Origin of the sequence: Nostoc sp. PCC 7524, assembly GCF_000316645.1 — a bacterium.
Classification (GTDB): domain Bacteria; phylum Cyanobacteriota; class Cyanobacteriia; order Cyanobacteriales; family Nostocaceae; genus Trichormus.
Genome location: NC_019684.1, coordinates 152,162 through 171,756, shown reverse-complemented (window position 1 = coordinate 171,756; position 19,595 = coordinate 152,162). Strand labels below are relative to the sequence as shown.

Below are 19,595 nucleotides of genomic sequence, written 5' to 3'. Positions count from 1 at the left end.
TCAAAGAAGTATTTAAATCTACGGTAAATTGATAAACTTCTCAGCAATTAATAATCATCACGCTTAATATTGGTAAGCAACCCCACTGCTAGAAGCCAGAGGCATCCATTACGAGGTGGTTCAGTGATATAAATCCACTGTTTTTCTATCGAGTTTTGGGGGTTTACAAAGGGGGTGGAACCCACTTTGGCGAGCTTGGCGGCGCGAAAAACTAGGATTTATATGAAGAAATGTAATACGCCGCCATTGCTCGCTACCCAAAATGCGACTACGGTATACGAAAAGTATAGCAAACACGGGAAGTCTTGTACAGTAGGGGTTTGAGCGCAAGCGCTGGAATTAGAGGCAGGTGTTCGCTTCCTCCCATTCTTCCCCTACTTTCCCCCAGTTCTCACCCAGTTCTCACCAAAAATATGGACAATTCTTTTGCTGGAAAAAATAATAATTTTTATTTGTAGAGATAATTGTCCACTTTTAAGGGGAATAAATGGTAATTCTCCCCCATTTACTCCCTACTTACTCCCCTTGTTTGTCCCTCCGAGTAAAATGGTAATAATAGTCACTTATTTATACTGAAAAAAGTTTTTAGATGAAATCCACGCTCTGTTGTAGAACTTCGCATACGTAGAAATCAGAATTCAGATGCTGGCAAGTTAATTAAATTTTTAATGGATTATGAAGCTAACCAAGCGGTTAATCCTGCTGGGGATAATGCGACTAAGCTTGCACTGAAAACGCGAGTCGATGGTTTTTTATGCCCTATGTTTTGGAGGCTCTTGGCGATCGCTCTGGGGCAAGGGAATGTGCGATTTGGTGTATCCAACAATTGCAGAATCATATCTGGCGGATGGTACGACATTTTGAGTTGGATAAGTAGGCGATGGCGTTCCGCCCACTGTAGGTGATGCTCTCAAAGGGCGATCGCAATTGAGTAATCCACAAAGAGCGAGGTACTGCCCCTCCTGTTGCCGCGTTATCAGCACGGTGCCGTGGCGGAGTCGGCATAGAAGCGGTGGAAGTAGATTAATTTGATTGCTGGTTATCTACGCTTATCCCGCCCATTGTACGGTACATCTATTAAATCAATCGCCCGTTTCTTCGCCGCTTCCCCACGCCTATCATACTTACTCGTGGTACTTGGCGACGCATGACCTGCAAGTTTTGCTACAGTAACAATATCCGCCCCTGCATCTAATAAATTACCAATAAAAGTTCTCCGAAAATCATGGGGAGTAAAATTTTCTACCCCTGCGTGTTCTCCACGCCGTTGCAATGCTCGCAATACCCCCTGTTCGCTCATCCGTCTTGGTATAATTTTTTGCGCCTTATCCAACGGATAAAACAGCGGTCCCGGTTCTTTACCCCTCAGATGCAACCAATCTTGCACAGCCCGTACACCAGCTTCAGGTAAGTATACAATTCGCTCCTTCCGACCCTTGGCTTCGCGTATTGTTAGCGACCGACTACGCGGCTTAAAATCGCTTAAATCAAGGTGTGTTATCTCACTGCGTCGCAACCCGACTGTCAAAACCGCCAGCAGCGCCGCATCCCTCGCCCCTAATGTTGAATTATCCTCTCTACAATCATCCCAAAGTGCAGAAATTTCTTCTACATCCAGCGCCCGCCCTTTCAGCAAACTCTTACCCCGCACAGATTCAATATCAGTCGCCCGTCCGTATTCGTCAGTGGACATCAAGCCCAACCGCCATGCCTCCTTCAACGTCCGTCGCAGCGCACAGAGAATTTTATTCGCCATCGCGGGACTGTATTTTTCCATTAATACCGACCGTACCGCAGCAGTATGCTGGTAGCGTAACTTCGACCAATCGAGAGTTGAGGCATCGCAAGTATCGTTAGTGAGGAGTTTCGCTATATTATTGAGAGCCTCCCGCATCGTCCGTCGAGAACCTTCACCCAACGACCGCAAGTAAACCTCAGCTGGGTGTAAAGTTAGCGGTACTGGTTGGGTTAACGCCAGCGATTCCGGAGAAAAATTGGAATTTGCGTAGACGCTTTGCGGCTTCTCGTCAGACATCGCATTGGTGGTTACGAGCGAATTGGGCGGAGTTACTTAAGATATCCTCCACCTTATGATGCACCCCTTTCAATAATTCTGTAGGTGAATAAAACAATTAGATAACTATAGCTTCTCTTACCCTTCGGAATGAACGTACATAGCTTTCACGCTTCGGTTGAACAATTTGTCCACCCCTTCTTGAGGACAGCATGAGGCGGATAAGTCAGATGAGGCAAGTGATCTCAGACCCTTATGATGCCACCTCACCCGGTAGCGATTGTCCCATGAATTGGTCGATGATATTATTTTAGTACAAAAATACTATACAATGGTTGGCAGAAATTGCTTTCCTGCAACAGTCCCGCCACAATTCGCACTCAGTCAAGTGAGGAATGCCATGACAAATTCTGATTCCCTACTTTCCAGTTACCAAGCATTGCTGCAAAATCATGCCAGCCAATTCGACCCAGAGATTGCTGCCCTGCAACAACTAGTACAGGCACGAATGCAAGAACTTCGTCGCCAGGAACAGGCACTTGTGGAAGCACAGGCAATAGAACTGAAACGTATCACCGATGCCTTGGCTACTGATGCGAGGTGTTTGTTGCCAACACCGGAATTGAGTGCATTTGTGCAGGAGTGGAAACAGATTAAGCGCGATTACTGGTATAACCAAAAATCTGAGTCTACCATCGCAGACAACCCAACTACCTGGTTATTGGCAACCCTTGAACTACCAATAGGTTTAAGCAACTACCAGACCCAGGAAGACAGTAATGCGTATGATGACGAACGCACCCATATCCTGTACAGCTATACTCTGTCTTTGAAGTTAGGCTCGGTTGAGCGTTTGATTGAAGTGCCTTACAAACGCATCTATAACTTGAATGAGTGCAGAGAGTCTTCTTTAAAAGAACAAATTGACTACTACATTTCAGGCGAAGTGGAAGACTTGCTCAGAAAAATAGAATACCCAGAAGCCCAAAGAAATCAGTTAGCGACTGAAATCAGCGTGTTGGTGGGGTATGCCACAAAAGTGTTTGCCCTCACGCCCAGAACTGCAATCTTTGAATATACATCAACACGGGAGGACTGATGGAGTTCTATCTTAGTTTGTCTGCTTACGGGGGAGTGTCAACCCGTGAAGCATTAACGGTGTTTTGGGAGGCAGGAATTCGGTATGTTGAACTGGCAATCGGTCCGAAACCTGATACCGATGCAGTGCAGGCAATCCAGGATTTTAGGCAACAAGGGATGGTCTATCGAGCGCACCACGCCTTTGTCTGGGGCGATCGCCATTATCCCTTCAACCTAGCGCAACCGCAAGATTGGAACTATTTCCAGCGACTGACAGACTGGTTAGCAAATAACGGTATCACAGCCTACTCAGTGCATGGGGGACATTTTCCCATGGACACCAATCGCGCCGAAGCTTATGCAACATTTCTCGAAAACGTCCATTGCCTCCACCAGCAATGCCTGGCGCGAGGTATTGTTCTTGGTGTTGAAACAATGTATCCCACACTCCCCACAAGCGGTAAAGAGAACCTTTTGGACAATGCCTCAGAAGTTGCCCAGTTTTGCCAAGATGCCCCGGAAGTCAAGATAGTTCTTGATTTGGCACACCTTAACATCTGGCATCACCACAGCTTGCAAGCAAAGTTGCAATGGTTGAAACTCCCACCAGGGAGACTTTTAGAAATTCACATCTCCGACAATGACGGGCGACATGACATCCACTCCCGCATTACACAAAAAACCTGGTGGGTATCGCAGATTGCTCAATTTCCAACTGGGGTTCCCTTCGTGCTAGAGAGTCGATTGAATCGGTTGCCTGTCTCAGCTGTGCAGCAAGAGTGCGATTGGCTACGGCAGGCACTCTGTGCGCCATCGCATTGCTGCCATGATTAGAGCCGCGCACTCAAAGCTCCTGATGGAATGTTTGAATCAAAATTCCTAGAAGCGATTTGATTTTAGGATAAGATATGTTGCGAGAATAGGAGTTCTCTACACCTATTTGGGCTGAAAGTCGCGTGTGTAGCGTAAGAAAATGTTTGTTAATTTAGACTTAGTATCTTTTGCCCACTTCTGATACTCAAGCATCAACCTGTTGCTGGACTCAAGGGAGGGTATAATCAGCCAGGGAGCAACATGAATGTTGATTGTCTTGCTGATTTTCTAGACTACAAGATTAAGTTATTTTAGAATTTAACCTTGAAGGTAGTACGGAGATAAAAATACGTCTAAGCTTTCCGGCATTTTTAAAGGGTTTGAATCAAGCTTGCGCTTTGGGCAGGAACGAAACGAGGCGCTCTACCGCCAGCACTTGGAAGTTGTTGAGGAACTTTACAAATGTAAACTCAAGGATTTGGTAAAACCCTGGAACTCGGAATTTTCTTCGCAGATGAAGCTGGTTCGCCTCCGTGACCAAATCCGGGATTTCTTTGGACGCGATGAAGTTAATTTTGTAGCGATTGACGGTACTTGCAAGGCTGAGGAAACAACTCAATTTTTGCTGTTTTACGCCGGAGCTTACGGTGCTAGAGGGTCTTTAGACCTCAAGGGTACACCTCCAACCTTACGTTATCACAAGTGGTCGTTAGAGCAAGACGTTTCGGTAGTAGCGCAAGTACCAATTCCGTATGCCGAATTAGAGGATGTGCTGGAAGAGGAACGCGACCCTTTTGCAGTTAGTGACCTGGAAAAGACAAACCTTGCGGGGTTACACACGCTTTTAATGCAACTATCAAAAGTGTATTTAGCTTACGATAGTTCAGAATTACATAGACAAATATAGACAGTCATCAGCAATTCTGGTTTAAGCAACACCGATTGTTTCCCGAACAGGAACGGACACTGGTGTTATTCGCCTTGGATGTACTACTAGACATCCCCTATCCCTCCGAACAAAGTCCATTGGGAATACTTTTCTACCAATATTTAAAGCACCGTTCACATCTGCATGAATTAAAATTCCATCTGCACTCTTATACCATGACCGTGCAATCCTTTTACCACTAAAAATATGTTTTTCAGTGCAATTAGGATTGTAAGTTGGGATGTTATCCCAATCTAAATAACTGGCTTTACTGGTATAAGATTCTTCGCTGACTATAACTGTAATTCCCAAATTCTGGCACTTATAAGTTAAAATTTCAATAAATCGCTGATGGGGAATTTGTACAAATTTTTGATTTGACTTTTTTCCCATATTAGATTGAAACTTCCAACCTTTGTTATTTCCAATAGCCACTTTACTCACACCCAACCTTACAAACTCTGTAACAAGTTTTTTTGTAGATTGGTGTAAGTAATTATCAACGTAGTTATTGCGGTAACAAGTCAGATTATCTAACTGCTGAGATTTAACAATCCCGGTTATAAGTAAACTTTGCAATAAGCTACGGCGTTTATTCCAAAATTGATTAACAGCCTTTAAAGGTTTGCCATTGATGATAATTGGCTGTAAACCAGCTTGATTAAAAGCGACTGTGGCTAAATTATCCAAACCTAAATCTATGGCAGCTACTATACCTGATTCTCTTGGATTGATAAACTCAGTAACATCATAAACTACTTCAATTACATAACCTCCAACTTTAGGAACAATCCGCACTTCATTGATATCATCAAAATTGATATTGGCACTTACACCAATAAAAATATTAGTTTTTGACGGTTTGAGTAATCTATTTTTTTGAAACTCAGTCTTAGATAAAGCTTGATAATTGAACTTTACTAAATTTCGTTCCAGAGCATAACCAGGATTTTTTGGTTTACCTGTAAACTTACTGGGGGAAATCTTGTATTCTTGCAGAGATTTAAAATAAGACTGCCAAGCATCACAGACCTGTTTTAAAACAAGTTGAGATACTTTGGCTGGCAGTGCTTGATATTGTGGTGTATCTTTTAACAGAGTGTTTAATTGGGATAAAGAGGGCAGATCATAACCATAGATAAAACTTTGACGACAATTATACTGCGCGTAATTGAATAAGTTTTTTGAAGCTAAAGCGAGACGGCCACATTCACTGTAGAATTTGTGATTTGCTTTAATAAAATGCCGTTCAACCCGTTTGACTTTGCTCATAAAAATCTGAGAAGTACCATAAAAACATCATGTCAAAGCTTTGTCAACTTAGTTTTTATACTTAAGCAACTATTTTAAGCATAGTAGTGTAAGGTTATATTATTTACCACCTTGTAATCATGTATGCAAAGTTAGAAGCAGGGATGTATTAATTGAGCATAAACAATATTTCTACCTAAAGAAGTCAAGATGACTGAAGAAGTAAAGGTTATTCTTAAAACGCATGATTTTCTAAAATCTCATGGATTGTATCAACAAAATATAACCAGAATTTATACTGACGCTCATCACACGTTGCTTTCTCATAAAGTTTTAGAGCCATTCCAGCGTTTTACTTTGGATATGGGTGACTTTGTACTTCATCCCGATCTAGTTGGTCAATTGAGTGATGGAGAAACAATTTTTGCAGTAGAAGCTAAAGGAGATGATGATTTACTTAAGGGTTTAGCACAAGCTGAAATGTATCAAGCTGGGTTTCATCACTCTTTTCTAGCAGCAGATGCTACTGCATGGGGAACTAGCTTAATTGACTTTGCGCGTCGTAAAAATGTTGGAGTGATAACAGTCAGTGACACTGTAAAAATCATCTATTCACCTGAAGCAAGAATGCCTCTACGTGAAAGATTCAAGTTTATTTCTCGTCAGATGGAAAGTGTTATTCAGTTTTCCAAAGGTGAAACTTTTTACTTTAATGTTCCAACACATTACTTAGTATGGTCTATTGTCTTAAAACCAGATGTTTCTTATTCATTAGATAATCTTCCTAATTTATTGATAGGCTATCCTATGCCGAAGGATTGGAATCAGGCTTTGGCTGGCGCACAAAAATTAGGAATAGTGAGAATTTTGGGCAAATCGGTTCAGCTTACCCCTGTTGGAGCAGCAGTAAAGGTCTTATTACCGACAGAAATAGCAGCTTGGACACAGGTACATGAGCAAGTAAAAGCAAGAGCTAAAAGTGGGATAACTTTAGCAGACTGTCAACCTCAAGCAGCCGCAGCACTGCGAATACTAATTTTACAAAATTCAATGACACGATTAGTAATTGAAGGACTACAAAAATTTGATAATCATTCTGCTAATTTTGCAGATTTAGCAAAAGCTTGTGACCAAATTGACCATGCTCGCGCACCAGTATTTTTTCTGGAACCAAGAGCAGCAGCATTACTCACAGATGATAAGGGACAAACCCACTGGGAGAGAGCAAAAGGAGAAGATTATCGTTCAACAATGTTTCAACAATATAAAAGTATTCTTATCCATGCAGGTATTTTGAATAATACAAAATTAGGTGGTACAACTGCCAAAGGATACAAACCAGAACAAGATATTTGGGTTCTAATATAGTGATTTGTTAGTTAATAATTTTTGAAACTGTTTATAGAAGACATAAAGATGGATTAGGTTGGTTGTTGAGAAGTGACTCTAATGTTTCTGGATTGTTATATATACTTTCTAATAAATGTGGATATCTGCTGATTTCAGTAGCAATCAGCTTTAGCAGATGCCCCTTTAATCCCACTAATGCACAGCCAAAACGCGATGCCGACTTATTGGAAAGAGTTAAAGTAAATAGTTTGGCATTGCCTGAATCTATGTAATTTATACTTTTATTGGAGGCAAAAAAAATGAAAGTTTGGTTGGAATGAGTCTCAACTGGCAGCCTTAAAGTACGCAGGTATTTATCTCCAAGTAAGACAAATATTAAATCATATCCGATAATTGCTTGTTGAAAATCTTCATGAATTCTGAGATAATTTCCCCACGAATAGACTTCATCGTTTTTCATCGAATTAAAGGTGACAGAGTAGGGAACGATAACTTTGTCTTCTGGGATTAGCCCATACCCGGCGGAAAGAATTTTTACATCTACTGCTTCTCTTGCTAAGTGTGTACCGTCAAGATGCGGTCGGCAACGCATAATATCCACAGCTTCCATAACCCGCAGATGCTGTAGCCCAGTGTACATCTGCCCTGCTGTTATGGCGAACTCCTGCATTTCGAGAGAACGGGCTTTTAACTTCTCAGGATCTTTAAAATCTTCTATTGTTAGCTGGTTCGTTGCCTGTTGGCGCTTTTGTCCCGTACACGAGGTAATCACTAAAGCACGTATGTTCCTTCCTGGCAACTCAAGGGAGAGTGGTTGTTGCCCTAGATCATTCGAGGTAACGGCGGTTTTGTTTGCTGATAATTTAGTCATCCTCATACTCTACCTGGAAATATTGATGAGCGAATCGTAAGTAATTTTTATGATGTAAGAGTGTGACGGTATGTATGTAGGCATAGCTCAAAGTTTTTTCTGAGTGTACTCACTTGGGCGAGTTACTTAACATGGTGATCAGTCGCTTAATTTGACCAACCCGTTTACGTTGGCCGTAGCGACGTTTGGCTTCTGTAGTGATTTTTTCTACGAGCGTGCTATCTGCGCTTGCAACCGTCCAAGCTGCCTCTAGAAATACTTCAACTGTAATGCCCCTGTCTTTACAGAACCGGGTTAATTCCTGGTCGAGTTCTTTTTCTAAAACGATCGCCGAATGTCGTCGAGTTTCGGGATATTTTTCGAGTTCAACTTTAAGTTCGGTGAGTGTGTCTGCTGGTACAGCAGTTGGGGAAGCAAGTTCTGTAACTGGGGTGGGTTGTTGTGGAGGGTTTTGTTCCAAAGCTTGCACTTGCGCTTGGGCGGGTGGTTTGGGAACAAGCGCATCAGCTCGTGCTGGAACAGTCGGGCGATGGCGTTTGTTGCGTAGTTGGTCAAGTACATTTTCTGATTCTGACATTGTTTACTTACTCCCAACAGAAGTGCGAATTTTTTCGATTAAAAGTTCAAATGGATATTCTAGGTCGGTGTATCCCAACTCGCTGAGGGTTGTACGTTTGTTGATGGCTTGTTTGTAGCGTTCGGATTCCCGGATTGAGGGTAGAACCAAAGAGTCGCCTACTTCGTCGCGCATACCATCTACAGCAGCCCGACTTTCTTGCGCTTGGGTGTTACCAAACCAGCGATCGCGAAATGGGAGAACGCCCAAAACTTCAGCATCCGTTGCACCGACATCTCGCAAACCATTGAGTAAGTCAAAGGTTCGCACCAAGGAACCATAACCTTTTACTGATGCTTCTGCGGGGATGACCAGAAAATCTGCTGCGCCAATAACTGTCAAACAAATTTGCGATCGCTGTGGTGGTGCATCAATAATGCAGACTTTGAAGATTTTGGCAACTGCTTCTAACCTGCGCTTCAGTAAGGTTGCGCCAACTCCGCTATTGGAGAGGTAATCCTGTACTGTGTCGAGTTGGTCATCAGCAGGGATGAGAAATAGATTGTCGTTTTCTTTGGTGGGGTAGATGCAGTCCTCTGGTGCGACTGTTTTTTTGAGAAACTCCAGTAACGTTGGTTGGTTAAGTTCTAACTCGAACCCTAAATAGGTAGTGAGATTGTGTTGGGGGTCAGAGTCGAGCATCAATGTAGGAAAACCCTGGCGTGATAGCAGCCGACCGAGGAACAGGGCGGTTGTCGTCTTACCCTGACCCCCACTAAGGCTGGTAATGGTGATTGTCAGCATATATACATTTATTTAATTAGCTATTTAACTTAAGCTTATTTAAACATTTTGTCAAAAAATAAATTTATTAAATTAGCTTTTTAGCTTACTGTGTATTGTGCTTGTTGTAGTCCGCTTTTGTTAAAATTAGCTTTTTATTAAATTAGCTTTTTGAATCAAAGGTATGTGTAGCAATTCTTTGGTTCATGCTTGCGCTCGCCTTCGTGTTCAGCTTTAGGATTAAAAAGTCGCTTTTTAGAAAATTAGTTTTTTAAAAAAGCTAATTTTGATTTCATAGCGTTCAGGGAGACAACATCCGTACAAGCATGATACAATTCCCGCGCTAAAAGGTTTGTTGCAATATTGAGGAACTGAGCGTGTAGTGCATCAGATAATAATTACGACAATAGGAGGAGATACTTGGTATGGCAGCGTCTTCTTATCCATCTCCGGTCGATAAGTTGCTGACCTACGGTGACATCAGTGAAATGCAGGAAGTACCAAATTACGTCGAGGAACTTGGTTTTAGTGCAGACCATATTCAAGACCTTATCCGCATGGCGACTGACATGGAGTTAAATTCTACGGACACCGAGAGTTTGGAGGTTTGGGCACCCGTTCATGCAGTGCGCGTGCTGGGTCAACTGCGTGCGTCCGAAGCAATTCCACCGCTGATTAATCTGTTTCACGAACTCGATGATGATTGGATGAGGAGCGAATTACCTAATGCCTTCGGGATGATAGGGCCTGCTGCAATTCCCGCACTCGAAGCATATGTTGCAGATTTATCCCATGAATCCTTTGAGCGCACGGATGCGGCGATCGCACTGACCCGAATTGCTCAAAACCACCTGGATGTCCGCGACCAATGTGTGACGATTTTAACCCAGCAACTCGAACGCTTTGTGGAAAATGATCCAGACATGAACGCTTGTTTAATTGGCGAACTGATAGATTTAAACGCGGTTGAGTCTGCGCCAGTAATAGAGCGTGCGTTTGCTGCCAATCGGGTTATGCCGTTTCTGGTAGGAGATTGGGGTGAGGTACAGGTATCGCTAGGGTTGAAAACTCGTGAGGAAGTTCCGCTCCGCAGGTTCTCTCTTGAGGAAATATCTGATTATTACGGGCTTGGACTTGTACACAAGCCCCGTGGTTTTGCTAAGACTGCGAGTACACCGAGTAAGAATAAGAAAAAAAGTAACAACAAAAGTAAAAAGCGTAAGTGAGGTTAAGCAGCACCACTCTCTAGATGAACTTTGATTATGACACAGTTGACACAGTATCTACACCGGGCTTTATAAAAAGCTAAAAAGATAAAACTAGCTTTTTAGCTTTTTGTTTTTTAGTTAATATGAATTTTGTTTATTTGACTGGGTAGGGAAGTAAGAAAAATTGGGGGTGATGGACACGAAGAATACCGATGTTGAAGTGTTTGAGTATGATGTTGTTCGTTTTTGCTTAAAATTTTCAACCCCGGTACTGTCCCTGAGAATGGTCTACTTTTGTGAATATAAAGGGAATTTTTAGCAATAGTAGTTGTATTATATTGAGCCAATCATGGGAAAGTAAGCAACACACAACCCGGTTTCACTTAACTAAAAAAGGGGCGACATAGAGTGGAGAATCAGAATCAGTTAAGGGAAGAAAGAAATCAACTACCGCGACCAGATTATAGAGATTTGCTCTCAAAAATAGATGAAGAATTGAATGGAGAGTCAGGAGGAAAAATATTTTCTTTAAAAAAAGACTCTAATAACGAGAGATTAAGGTTAATCATTGATATTCATGCCTTTGCTTACCAGATAGCTAAAGCTAAAGATATAAGATTACCGTTGTCAAAAGACGAAAAAGCATATCGAGCGACAATAAATATGACCGATGCTTGTCGTGAGGTATTCAAAGACAAAATTAAATCAATAAAAGCGACTTTATCCAAACTTTTAATAGATGAAATTAAGAATAGCACAGGTTTAAATTCCAATGCACAAATCGCAGATAATATCATTGAGCAATTAATTGATTCAATGCTTACTCCCTTGGCAAAAAAACCTCAAGACTCTTCCTTATTTACCTGGGATTTCCCCCAATCGCCTGGATTAAGTAGCCAAGAACTAGCCTTGGAGTCTGAGTTTGATAATCCTGCGATTATAAACCACAAAGTCACCATAGAAATAAATAGTGCAACTAGATTCCGCGAACTTGTATTAACGGCACTAGAAAACTATGTTCGTCTGAAGATGAATGATGAGTCAGATATATCTGATTATGTAATTGGCAATGTAAGAACTAATCTGGAGTCTATCAAGATTCATGGTTCTCAGGAATTATCATTACTTGAAAAATTAATTAATCAAGAAACAATCGGAAGATTAAAAAGAGAAGCGGAGATAAATTTTTTAGAGTTTTGGGCAGAAGTGATTGGTGAAGAATGTAACGATTTAAGTAAAAACAGAGAAGTCATATATAAGGATGGTAAAGGAGAAAATTCACGTCAAATATCATCCCATGAGGCATCATTTTATTTGAGAGACTACAGTAGACGCATTAGATTATTAGAAAAATTCATCAATGACCCGAAGAAAGCTGATGGTTATTACGATGTAGTATATCAGGGTGTGACTGTAAATATTAAAGAATTATTTTCTCGTAGGGATGCTTTTTCGGAATTGCCTATCATTGGGCAAATTAATGGTTGTATTGGGCAGACAGATGACCCACGTCTAGGTATAACGTCAATAACTTTTGGATTAAAATTTAAATTCAATGGGCGCGTCAATAATCCAGTTAAATACGGTACTTCATTCGCTTACGGACTTGACATAATTAACCCAAATTCAAAATTAAATAATCAACAAATTGATGAAAACCCCCCGCAAAAAACAGATTGGCAGGTTGAAAAAATAATTAAATATTTTATTCTTTATTATTTTGCATTTGCGTGTCCTAATCCTTCAGAAGTAAATTCTTCTTATCAAGATGTTATCCAATTTGATGTAATTAAAGATTTCACAGACAAAGTATTGCCTATTTTCAGTAACCCAGATAATCAGAGTGATGCACATAAACAAAACTTTTTGGCGGAGTTTGTTAGTAATATTAATCAAGATTTGGTTTCACACAACCTAAAAGCAATAGTAAAACTTATCCAAAAATATTTAAAACAAATTTTATTATCTGATGAGAAACAAGTAAGTATTGGGATATCAAAGAAATTACTGGTTTCTGAATTAACAGAAATAAGTAGTACAGATAGATTTTTTGGAGAAGAACTTTCTTCAGGTAATTTAAAACAATGTCTCAAGCATATCTTTATTTCCCAACAGGGGGTAACAAAAGAAGCAATTATCCAGCTACCAGTAAAGCTGAAATTTGAGACAGATAATTTCTATCGAGCAACAAAAAAATGTGAGTTTGATATGGCTTATCAAACTGACGATATACAAATGCTCTCTGTCTTCTATAAGTTTGTACAATCTAATAATGCACAACAGTTTGAACGCGATAAAAAAAATATAAAACAGCTAGCACAATTATTAGGTAAAAAACCTGATTTTCTGAAGAAAGTTAATACACTTAACAATGCTGACGAAGCTAGTGATTTCCTCAGCAGTGTTGTATTTTATGGCTCAATTATAGAGTTTCAAATAGGGGAGGTTTCTTTAGAAAAAGCTACGGTTGAAGGGCGTTTCAAATACGAGCTTACATTAAAGACCCTTGGATTTATAATCCTAGAACTTCTCACTAGTAGGGTGAAAAAAAACAAAAGTTTATTTGTAGGCCAGTGGATACTGCATGAAACACCGGAAGAAGAAACAACACAACAGGAAGCACTAATTCATCAAATGGTTGAAGAATGGAATCATTTATTAAGTGACTTTATGTTCATCAATTCTCAAGGGATAGTGTTACCGAAAATTGACCGTTTTAAAATTCCTAATGCGAAGAAATCACTGTACTCTTTATTACCACAGAAATACCATAGCAAAAATAACGATAAACGGATACTCAAAAAATTATTAATAGTAATGGTGTCTAGTAACAAGTGCGATGCGCGTTCGTCGCGTTGGGAAGATAATTATATTGCGAATTTGACAGGTGAAATAGTAGCGGTGGAGGACACCGAAACTGGTATAAAGATAAATCGAGTTAAAACTTTAGCAGGCAATTACTGGGTAGATGAATTGCATCGCACTCCGTGGGTGCTTCGAGATGTAATTAATGAGATGTACCATAAGGGTTTTAAGGATGTTTTATACATCGCTAAAACTCCCTTTTCCGAACAATTGCGAGTGACAGACCAACAAAATGAATTATTTTTTATGTCACCGGATATAATAAAGTTCCTCAAGAATATTGCAGATGATCTAATAATATATCCTGCTTTATATGACAGTTACAGTGCCTTGTGCATCGACGATAAAACTCAAGAAGAAACCTTATATATTCAGGATGTACGACAACTAAGTAACTTATTTAATGACCCCAATCGCTCCCAGGTAATATTTTTTAATTTGCTTACAGTAAAGACCATAGAGAAAGATAGGACTTTCTATAACACTGCAACGACTTATTCAACACTTTTGAATGCTCATCCAGGTGATGCACTCGACATGACGAAGGTTATGAATGGTCTAATTAAGGAAGGTCAATTAAAAAATGATATTACGTTTTATTTGACACTATTGCATTATTCAAGATACGAAAAGAAACAAAGCAAGTCAGAAAAATTGTTACCTAAGCTTGACCCACTTAACGATATAATTGGCGATAATGCAATCGGCAGATCATCGGCAAGAGGTAAGCATTGCATTCCTGGGGTGCAAATGAATTATCTCGCATGGTTGACAGAAGTTAACAATGCCTTAAGTGACTCAAGAGATGTAAAAGATGTGATTAATGATTCTGCCAATTCATCTCAAACCCTACTTGCCTTTCTTCAAGAGATTGAGGATTTTTTAGATAAACACGAAATAGAAGACCCATCGACAGAACTCCCTAGAGATTATAATAATTTCTTAGTGAGACACTACAACCACCCAATTTTGCAAGAACGAATTTGCCTGATACTAGAAAATAAGCATTGGGAGATTGAAAACGGTAATGTCGAAATTCAATTTTAAGTGAACCATAACACACATAATTTTGATTTATATAAACCTTGATTATCTCAGCAAATTATTGTTTTTAAGCTGAATAAATTATTATAATAAAATGAAAATAAGAGAAGCTCAGGGACATCTTTTCGAGTTAGCATTCAACGCAGGAATATTGACAGCAATTCATCAATCAGGGATGAAATATGCCCACATGGATTTATTCATTGATGACCTGAAACGTATCAATCATCGAGGAGTAGTCAATAAACTTGTTGAGATGAAACTGTTAGAAGGATTTATTGATGCGGAGAGTCAAAGAATATGGGCAGCATGGGGTAAATTTTTACTCTTACGAGGTCATCTTGGTGGTTTAGGTTTATGGAAGGAATTGATGGACTCTTTGGAGTTTTCGTCTGCTTCTAATAGAAACTGGGAACTACTATATATGCAATGCTGCCTCTCAGATGAAGCCAGCATGAGAACGCTAGAAAAACATCAACATGACCGATATTCTCAGATTCTTTCGCAGTTTGATATTACCGCAGATAAGGTTACACCTTATATAAATAAGTATGCCGAGACAGGAGAATTTTTAAAAGCGGATACATTGATGCTGATGTCGAAAGACGGAGAAAAAAACAAGGAATATTACATTGTCTGTGTTGATTTGTCTGCCTTTACTGTAGAGAGTAATCAGGATAATGAATTTAATTCTCAGCAAGATAATGATGATTCAAGGCATGAACAAGAACAGTTTGAGTTGTGGAATTTATCAAGTGCTTCGTCTATTCTTGGATATTTAAAAGCAGAACTGCGTTATTTAATGTCCAAAAGTGTTTATCATAAATTAAAAATTGACACCCAAAAAGGGACTAATCAGCAATTAATAGGGCAATATATTCAGGATTATCTTACAGCTTTTTCTTATTACGACAAAGATTTTGTTAAGTTGGTACAGGCAGCATCATACTCAGCAAGTTTCGTCAAATTTCTTGATTCAGAAAATAGAATACCCAAGGATGCGACCGTACAAGTGACAACAATAGGTTACACTACACGAGGAATTAGCACCTTAAATGTTAGCCGGGAGGACTTTCACATTCTTGACCTTTGCGCCGAGGCATATAAATCGATGAAGGGACGGCAAAAGTCGGATAGAGAAAATTCGATCAATACTTATGAAAATGCGCTGTTTAAGATGCTTAATTTAATAAAAAAAAATGCTGTATATTGCCTTTCACGTTCGCTTGAACAAGTAGGAATTTCGGGAAAAGAAGAATTAATAGAAAGAGCTCAGCCACATAAACTTTCTCATGAACAAAAAGTCCACCAATTTGTGGACTCATTATGTGATACTAATGTTACAAAAGATAAAACTGTGTGTTTCAGTGAAACACTTACAAATTTTAATAATCCTTCAGATTTTTTAGATACTTCAATCAGTGAAAAATACCATCTAACTGAGCAAATTTCTTTAATAAATGCCCACGCAAAAATAATTCAGGAACATCTGTCAGGTAATTATCGTAATCTGTTTCTAACCGGGAATCCGGGTATTGGTAAAACAACGGCGGTGGTGAATTTTATCCGCGAACATGCTGATGAGGGTTTCCTGTTTTTCTACATTAGTCCGCGTCTCTCTGTAAACGAAGACACGATTAATAAATTTATAGATAAAAAAACAGGTAATTTGTTCGCTGATGACCTGTATTGTATTTCCACGAATTACGCTCTGATTAATGCCAATAATAAACAGCCTACAGTGAGATATTATTCTAATGGCAATAATCAAACTTTTGAAAGCTTAGGGGTAACTTTTCATGGTGCAGAATATGATAAAAAACGGAACCCCAACCGAAAGAATTTAATAAATCGTCAGTCCCGCTCTTCACTCGGCTACAACAACAAATCCGGAACCGGAGTTATTAGAAGTTTATGTGACGCAGGTCATATTCTCATCAAACAGCAAAAAAATAAAATTGTCATTACCTGCTCAACTCAATCCCTCCGCAAATTGAATAGTGGAGGTGACTCATTAGATAATTTCGAGAGACTATTTCGTTCAGTTACAAATAATGGTGATGTAATTCCGGAGTTAATGAGTGAATTATCTTCACGCCTGAAGCATATCATTGTCATGATTGACGAAGTAACAGGTGACAATGCTGGAGTTGAGTGGTTTCACTCTATGAAGAAATGGTTAGGAAAAAAACTTGAGTTATTTGACCCTTCATACGGTTTTAATACAAAGTTGATTATTGCTGATGCTTCTCTTACAGGTCTTGATGTTGTTAAACCACATCTCGGTACAAAGGAAGCGGAACCAGATAAAATCTATTGTTCTTTTGTTGATAAAAAGCAAGAACCATTAGAAGTTAGTTATCTGTCTTTTGGCGGTTATTCTGCACTGCCAGCTAATGTTGATTCTGCTGTTATTAATGTTAACTCATATCCAGCTAAACAAATTGAGCTAACTTACCAAGTGTTTTTTGAAGTGAACAAAATCAACGATGATGGTTCCATTAAATTTACACCTGGTCAATCAGCACGAGATGAGTCTTTAATAAACGAAATAATCCACTATGTTAATCACCCAGAATTAGGACAATTAATTGTTTATATCCAGGATAAACAACGTCTAAGACAATTAATTTCTCTAGTCAAAAAGAGACTTTCTGGCTTCGATAAAAATGAGACTTATCTAGAGATACATTCCCAAGTAGCTGATCTGGAAATGCTGCTCAAACGCAAGAATGAGGTACGGGTAGTGTTTATGACATCATCTGCGGCTCGCGGTATTTCTTTTCCCCTTGCTAAACATATAATTGTTGAACTACCAAGATTTCAGATAGAAAATAACCTGATGGAGATAATTCAGGTAATTTATCGAGGTAGAGGTGAGTTTGGTGAGGGACAAAATAATGACCGCGCTCATAAGAAAATAACAGTTTACATTATTGAAAAAGTTTTTACAAATGCACCTAATAATCAACAAAGTAAAAGTACCTGCGCCGCGAATTTAATAGGTTCTCTACTCGTCTTACGGGCGGCGATAATGACGCGAATTTTGGGTGCTGGGAATTTAGGTGGACGCAACGTAGCCATGATTCCCGTTGGTGGTAAAGCGATATATTCAAGCGGTGAGACTTTCAGCACTCGGATTAAATCTTTGATGCAGTTACTACGAAGTCACCTGCGGCTACATCCAGATGACCAGGATATTAAACTTGTTTTTGAAAATCTGTTTACTTTATTTAAGTCATCCGAGTTTCTAATTCAACCTCCTCGCATATCCAATTCTTCTGTTGTCCAGCAACCAGCTAGAAAAAAAATTAGCTTGCTGTCTTTATCGGAGCTAGGAGTGGATTTTTTATTTGACCAATGTTCCTGTATGGCTGAATTGTTAGAAATAGAAATTAGTCCACAGGTTTACATGGACGGTTCATTATTGATTATCCCAATGAATAATCACACTGTAACATCACGGTACAGTATAGATCCTTATTCTCAAATTCGCTCTTCCATAACAACAAACTTTAGGAATGCACTAAAAAATATCAGTCAAGGTGATTATTCAGAAAATATCAAAAATGAAATTTTGTTTGCCATTGATTTTATAGAACACCTGCTCCAAAATGAGGGTAACACTCAGCAAATAAGCGACTCTAGTAATTTTAGCGATCAGTACTTAGCTATTCCCCTACATTTTTTGTTAAAGGATAAAATTCTTCAATCCTCATTCATAGGAGATGCAAATTCTCCTATGAGTTATGATTTTCGTATTTTACTAGAGCGTTATATTAAAGCTTTATACCCTGCTAATGATTTTCTTCCTATTGGTAATGGCTACCCTGATTTTCCTTGGGTAATTTTTAAAAGTTACGATTTGACACAAATTCGTCGTAGTTTGTTTAAAGCAAATTACTTTCTTAACTCTCGCTCCCTAAATCTTCTCAATCTGATTTTGTCACGTCAATAAAGTGACCACTAGAGTGATTATCGTCTCCATTTCCGTGAAAATCACTTGTGAGGGTGGTATAGTCCGTCCGAAGGATTCCATTCCCAACCCACGCTCATTGGATCGCGGTTACGTGTATAGCTAAGAAATTCTTTGGTACTGAGTTTTTCTCTTTCTGCAATTAAGCTTTGGGGGGTAACACCAAGTCTTGGGGCAAGACTTTCGTTTGTCCTGGGTTGTAATTCAACTTGTGTTTGTTGGTATGGGTATGATTGTCTTCTTTGTTTAGGTTGACTGTTGTATCGAGTTGATAAAATAGCCCGTTCGATTAACTCCAGTTTTTTGGTCATTGCTTCGAGCTTGGTTTCCACCGACTTATCTCTATCAGCAAGATGGGACTCCAATTCCTCCAACTTCTCCTGCAATTGTAAAACTTGTTTGCTGCCAGCTAAATCGATATCAATATTGCTATCAAATCTTGCTACTAACTCCTCTAATGCTTGCAGCAAGGCAATTGTATGCCCCTGCCGATGTAGCTTGGATAGTTGCCGAACTATCCCAATTAGTGGGACAGGCACGCGGATCATCTCGCTGGGTGGGGACTTTTGTTCAGCCATTTGATATCAATTTCGATATCGACCAGCTGATTGTAGAAGATTTGGTGGATGAGAGAAATATACTGAGTATTAATTGTATCTGATTTCTACAGGATTGTTATATATCGACAAAATGAAAGCGTTGCAAGGTGACGTTTTGGGCGTAGAAGAGGTCAATTTTTAGTTTGAAGGGGAAGAAGCGATCGCCTACGGCGGGCGGTTATGCCATCGCTCTTAAGACGGGGCGGAGCATCGTCGCACTTGATCAAATTCTCTATTGTCTTCTCATCCAAAATAAT

The 19,595-nt window shown here is 39.6% G+C and carries 15 protein-coding genes; 7 read left to right on the top strand and 8 right to left on the bottom strand.

Translation table 11 applies throughout. The features are described 5' to 3' along the window. Positions 1-673: 673 nt before the first annotated feature. Genes NOS7524_RS29130 through NOS7524_RS00715 form a run of 3 tightly spaced genes read right to left on the bottom strand, consistent with a single transcriptional unit; the run spans position 674 to position 2,035 of the window. Positions 674-859, bottom strand: coding sequence for a hypothetical protein (locus NOS7524_RS29130; protein ID WP_144050825.1), 186 nt, complete (start codon positions 857-859; stop codon positions 674-676). Further along, on the bottom strand, positions 835-1,005 hold the full coding sequence (locus NOS7524_RS29780; RefSeq protein WP_171815335.1) for a hypothetical protein: 171 nt from the start codon (positions 1,003-1,005) through the stop codon (positions 835-837). The genes NOS7524_RS29130 and NOS7524_RS29780 overlap by 25 nt, the downstream gene beginning before the upstream one ends. A gap of 34 nt (positions 1,006-1,039) precedes the next feature. Beyond that, positions 1,040-2,035, bottom strand: coding sequence for a tyrosine-type recombinase/integrase (locus tag NOS7524_RS00715; protein ID WP_015136537.1), 996 nt, complete (start codon positions 2,033-2,035; stop codon positions 1,040-1,042). Positions 2,036-2,414: 379 nt separating this feature from the next. On the opposite strand from NOS7524_RS00715, the gene NOS7524_RS00710 reads away from it, so the two are divergent. From NOS7524_RS00710 to NOS7524_RS00700, 3 genes are all read left to right on the top strand, one after another. Further along, the gene (locus NOS7524_RS00710) at positions 2,415-3,113 is read left to right on the top strand and encodes a hypothetical protein (RefSeq protein WP_015136536.1); all 699 of its coding nucleotides are present in this window, start codon (positions 2,415-2,417) and stop codon (positions 3,111-3,113) included. After that, the gene (locus tag NOS7524_RS00705) at positions 3,113-3,928 is read left to right on the top strand and encodes a sugar phosphate isomerase/epimerase family protein (protein WP_015136535.1); all 816 of its coding nucleotides are present in this window, start codon (positions 3,113-3,115) and stop codon (positions 3,926-3,928) included. Before NOS7524_RS00710 ends, NOS7524_RS00705 begins: the two co-directional genes overlap by 1 nt. Before the next feature lie 493 nt (positions 3,929-4,421). Beyond that, entirely contained in the window at positions 4,422-4,814 is a 393-nt protein-coding gene (locus NOS7524_RS00700; protein WP_144050824.1) for a hypothetical protein, read from the top strand. A 21-nt stretch (positions 4,815-4,835) separates the two neighbouring features. On the opposite strand, the gene NOS7524_RS00695 is transcribed toward NOS7524_RS00700, so the two are convergent. Further along, the gene (locus tag NOS7524_RS00695; protein ID WP_015136534.1) at positions 4,836-6,107 is read right to left on the bottom strand and encodes an RNA-guided endonuclease InsQ/TnpB family protein; all 1,272 of its coding nucleotides are present in this window, start codon (positions 6,105-6,107) and stop codon (positions 4,836-4,838) included. A gap of 189 nt (positions 6,108-6,296) precedes the next feature. On the opposite strand from NOS7524_RS00695, the gene NOS7524_RS00690 reads away from it, so the two are divergent. After that, positions 6,297-7,454 (top strand): hypothetical protein, encoded by a 1,158-nt coding sequence (locus NOS7524_RS00690; protein ID WP_015136533.1) that lies wholly within the window; start codon positions 6,297-6,299, stop codon positions 7,452-7,454. Positions 7,455-7,485: 31 nt separating this feature from the next. On the opposite strand, the gene NOS7524_RS00685 is transcribed toward NOS7524_RS00690, so the two are convergent. The 3 genes from NOS7524_RS00685 to NOS7524_RS00675 all read right to left on the bottom strand — a co-directional run bounded on the left by NOS7524_RS00685 (position 7,486) and on the right by NOS7524_RS00675 (position 9,667). Continuing rightward, positions 7,486-8,307, bottom strand: coding sequence for a DUF6884 domain-containing protein (locus tag NOS7524_RS00685; protein WP_144050823.1), 822 nt, complete (start codon positions 8,305-8,307; stop codon positions 7,486-7,488). Between the two features lie 109 nt (positions 8,308-8,416). Next, positions 8,417-8,884 (bottom strand): hypothetical protein, encoded by a 468-nt coding sequence (locus NOS7524_RS00680; protein ID WP_015136531.1) that lies wholly within the window; start codon positions 8,882-8,884, stop codon positions 8,417-8,419. A 3-nt stretch (positions 8,885-8,887) separates the two neighbouring features. Continuing rightward, complete coding sequence (locus NOS7524_RS00675) at positions 8,888-9,667, bottom strand: ParA family protein (protein ID WP_015136530.1); 780 nt, start codon at positions 9,665-9,667, stop codon at positions 8,888-8,890. A 404-nt stretch (positions 9,668-10,071) separates the two neighbouring features. Here NOS7524_RS00675 and NOS7524_RS00670 point away from each other — a divergent pair, with 404 nt between their 5' ends. The 3 genes from NOS7524_RS00670 (at position 10,072) to NOS7524_RS00660 (ending at position 18,721) form a co-directional block, all read left to right on the top strand. Continuing rightward, positions 10,072-10,872, top strand: a complete 801-nt coding sequence (locus NOS7524_RS00670; protein WP_015136529.1) for a HEAT repeat domain-containing protein — start codon at positions 10,072-10,074, stop codon at positions 10,870-10,872. 390 nt (positions 10,873-11,262) lie between these two features. Further along, on the top strand, positions 11,263-14,766 hold the full coding sequence (locus NOS7524_RS00665; RefSeq protein WP_015136528.1) for a hypothetical protein: 3,504 nt from the start codon (positions 11,263-11,265) through the stop codon (positions 14,764-14,766). Between the two features lie 91 nt (positions 14,767-14,857). Continuing rightward, entirely contained in the window at positions 14,858-18,721 is a 3,864-nt protein-coding gene (locus tag NOS7524_RS00660; RefSeq protein WP_015136527.1) for an ATP-binding protein, read from the top strand. Positions 18,722-18,762: 41 nt separating this feature from the next. Here NOS7524_RS00660 and NOS7524_RS00655 read toward each other — a convergent pair whose 3' ends face one another. Further along, positions 18,763-19,317: a hypothetical protein gene (locus NOS7524_RS00655; RefSeq protein ID WP_015136526.1), complete on the bottom strand. Its 555-nt coding sequence runs from the start codon at positions 19,315-19,317 to the stop codon at positions 18,763-18,765. Positions 19,318-19,595 lie beyond the last annotated feature (278 nt).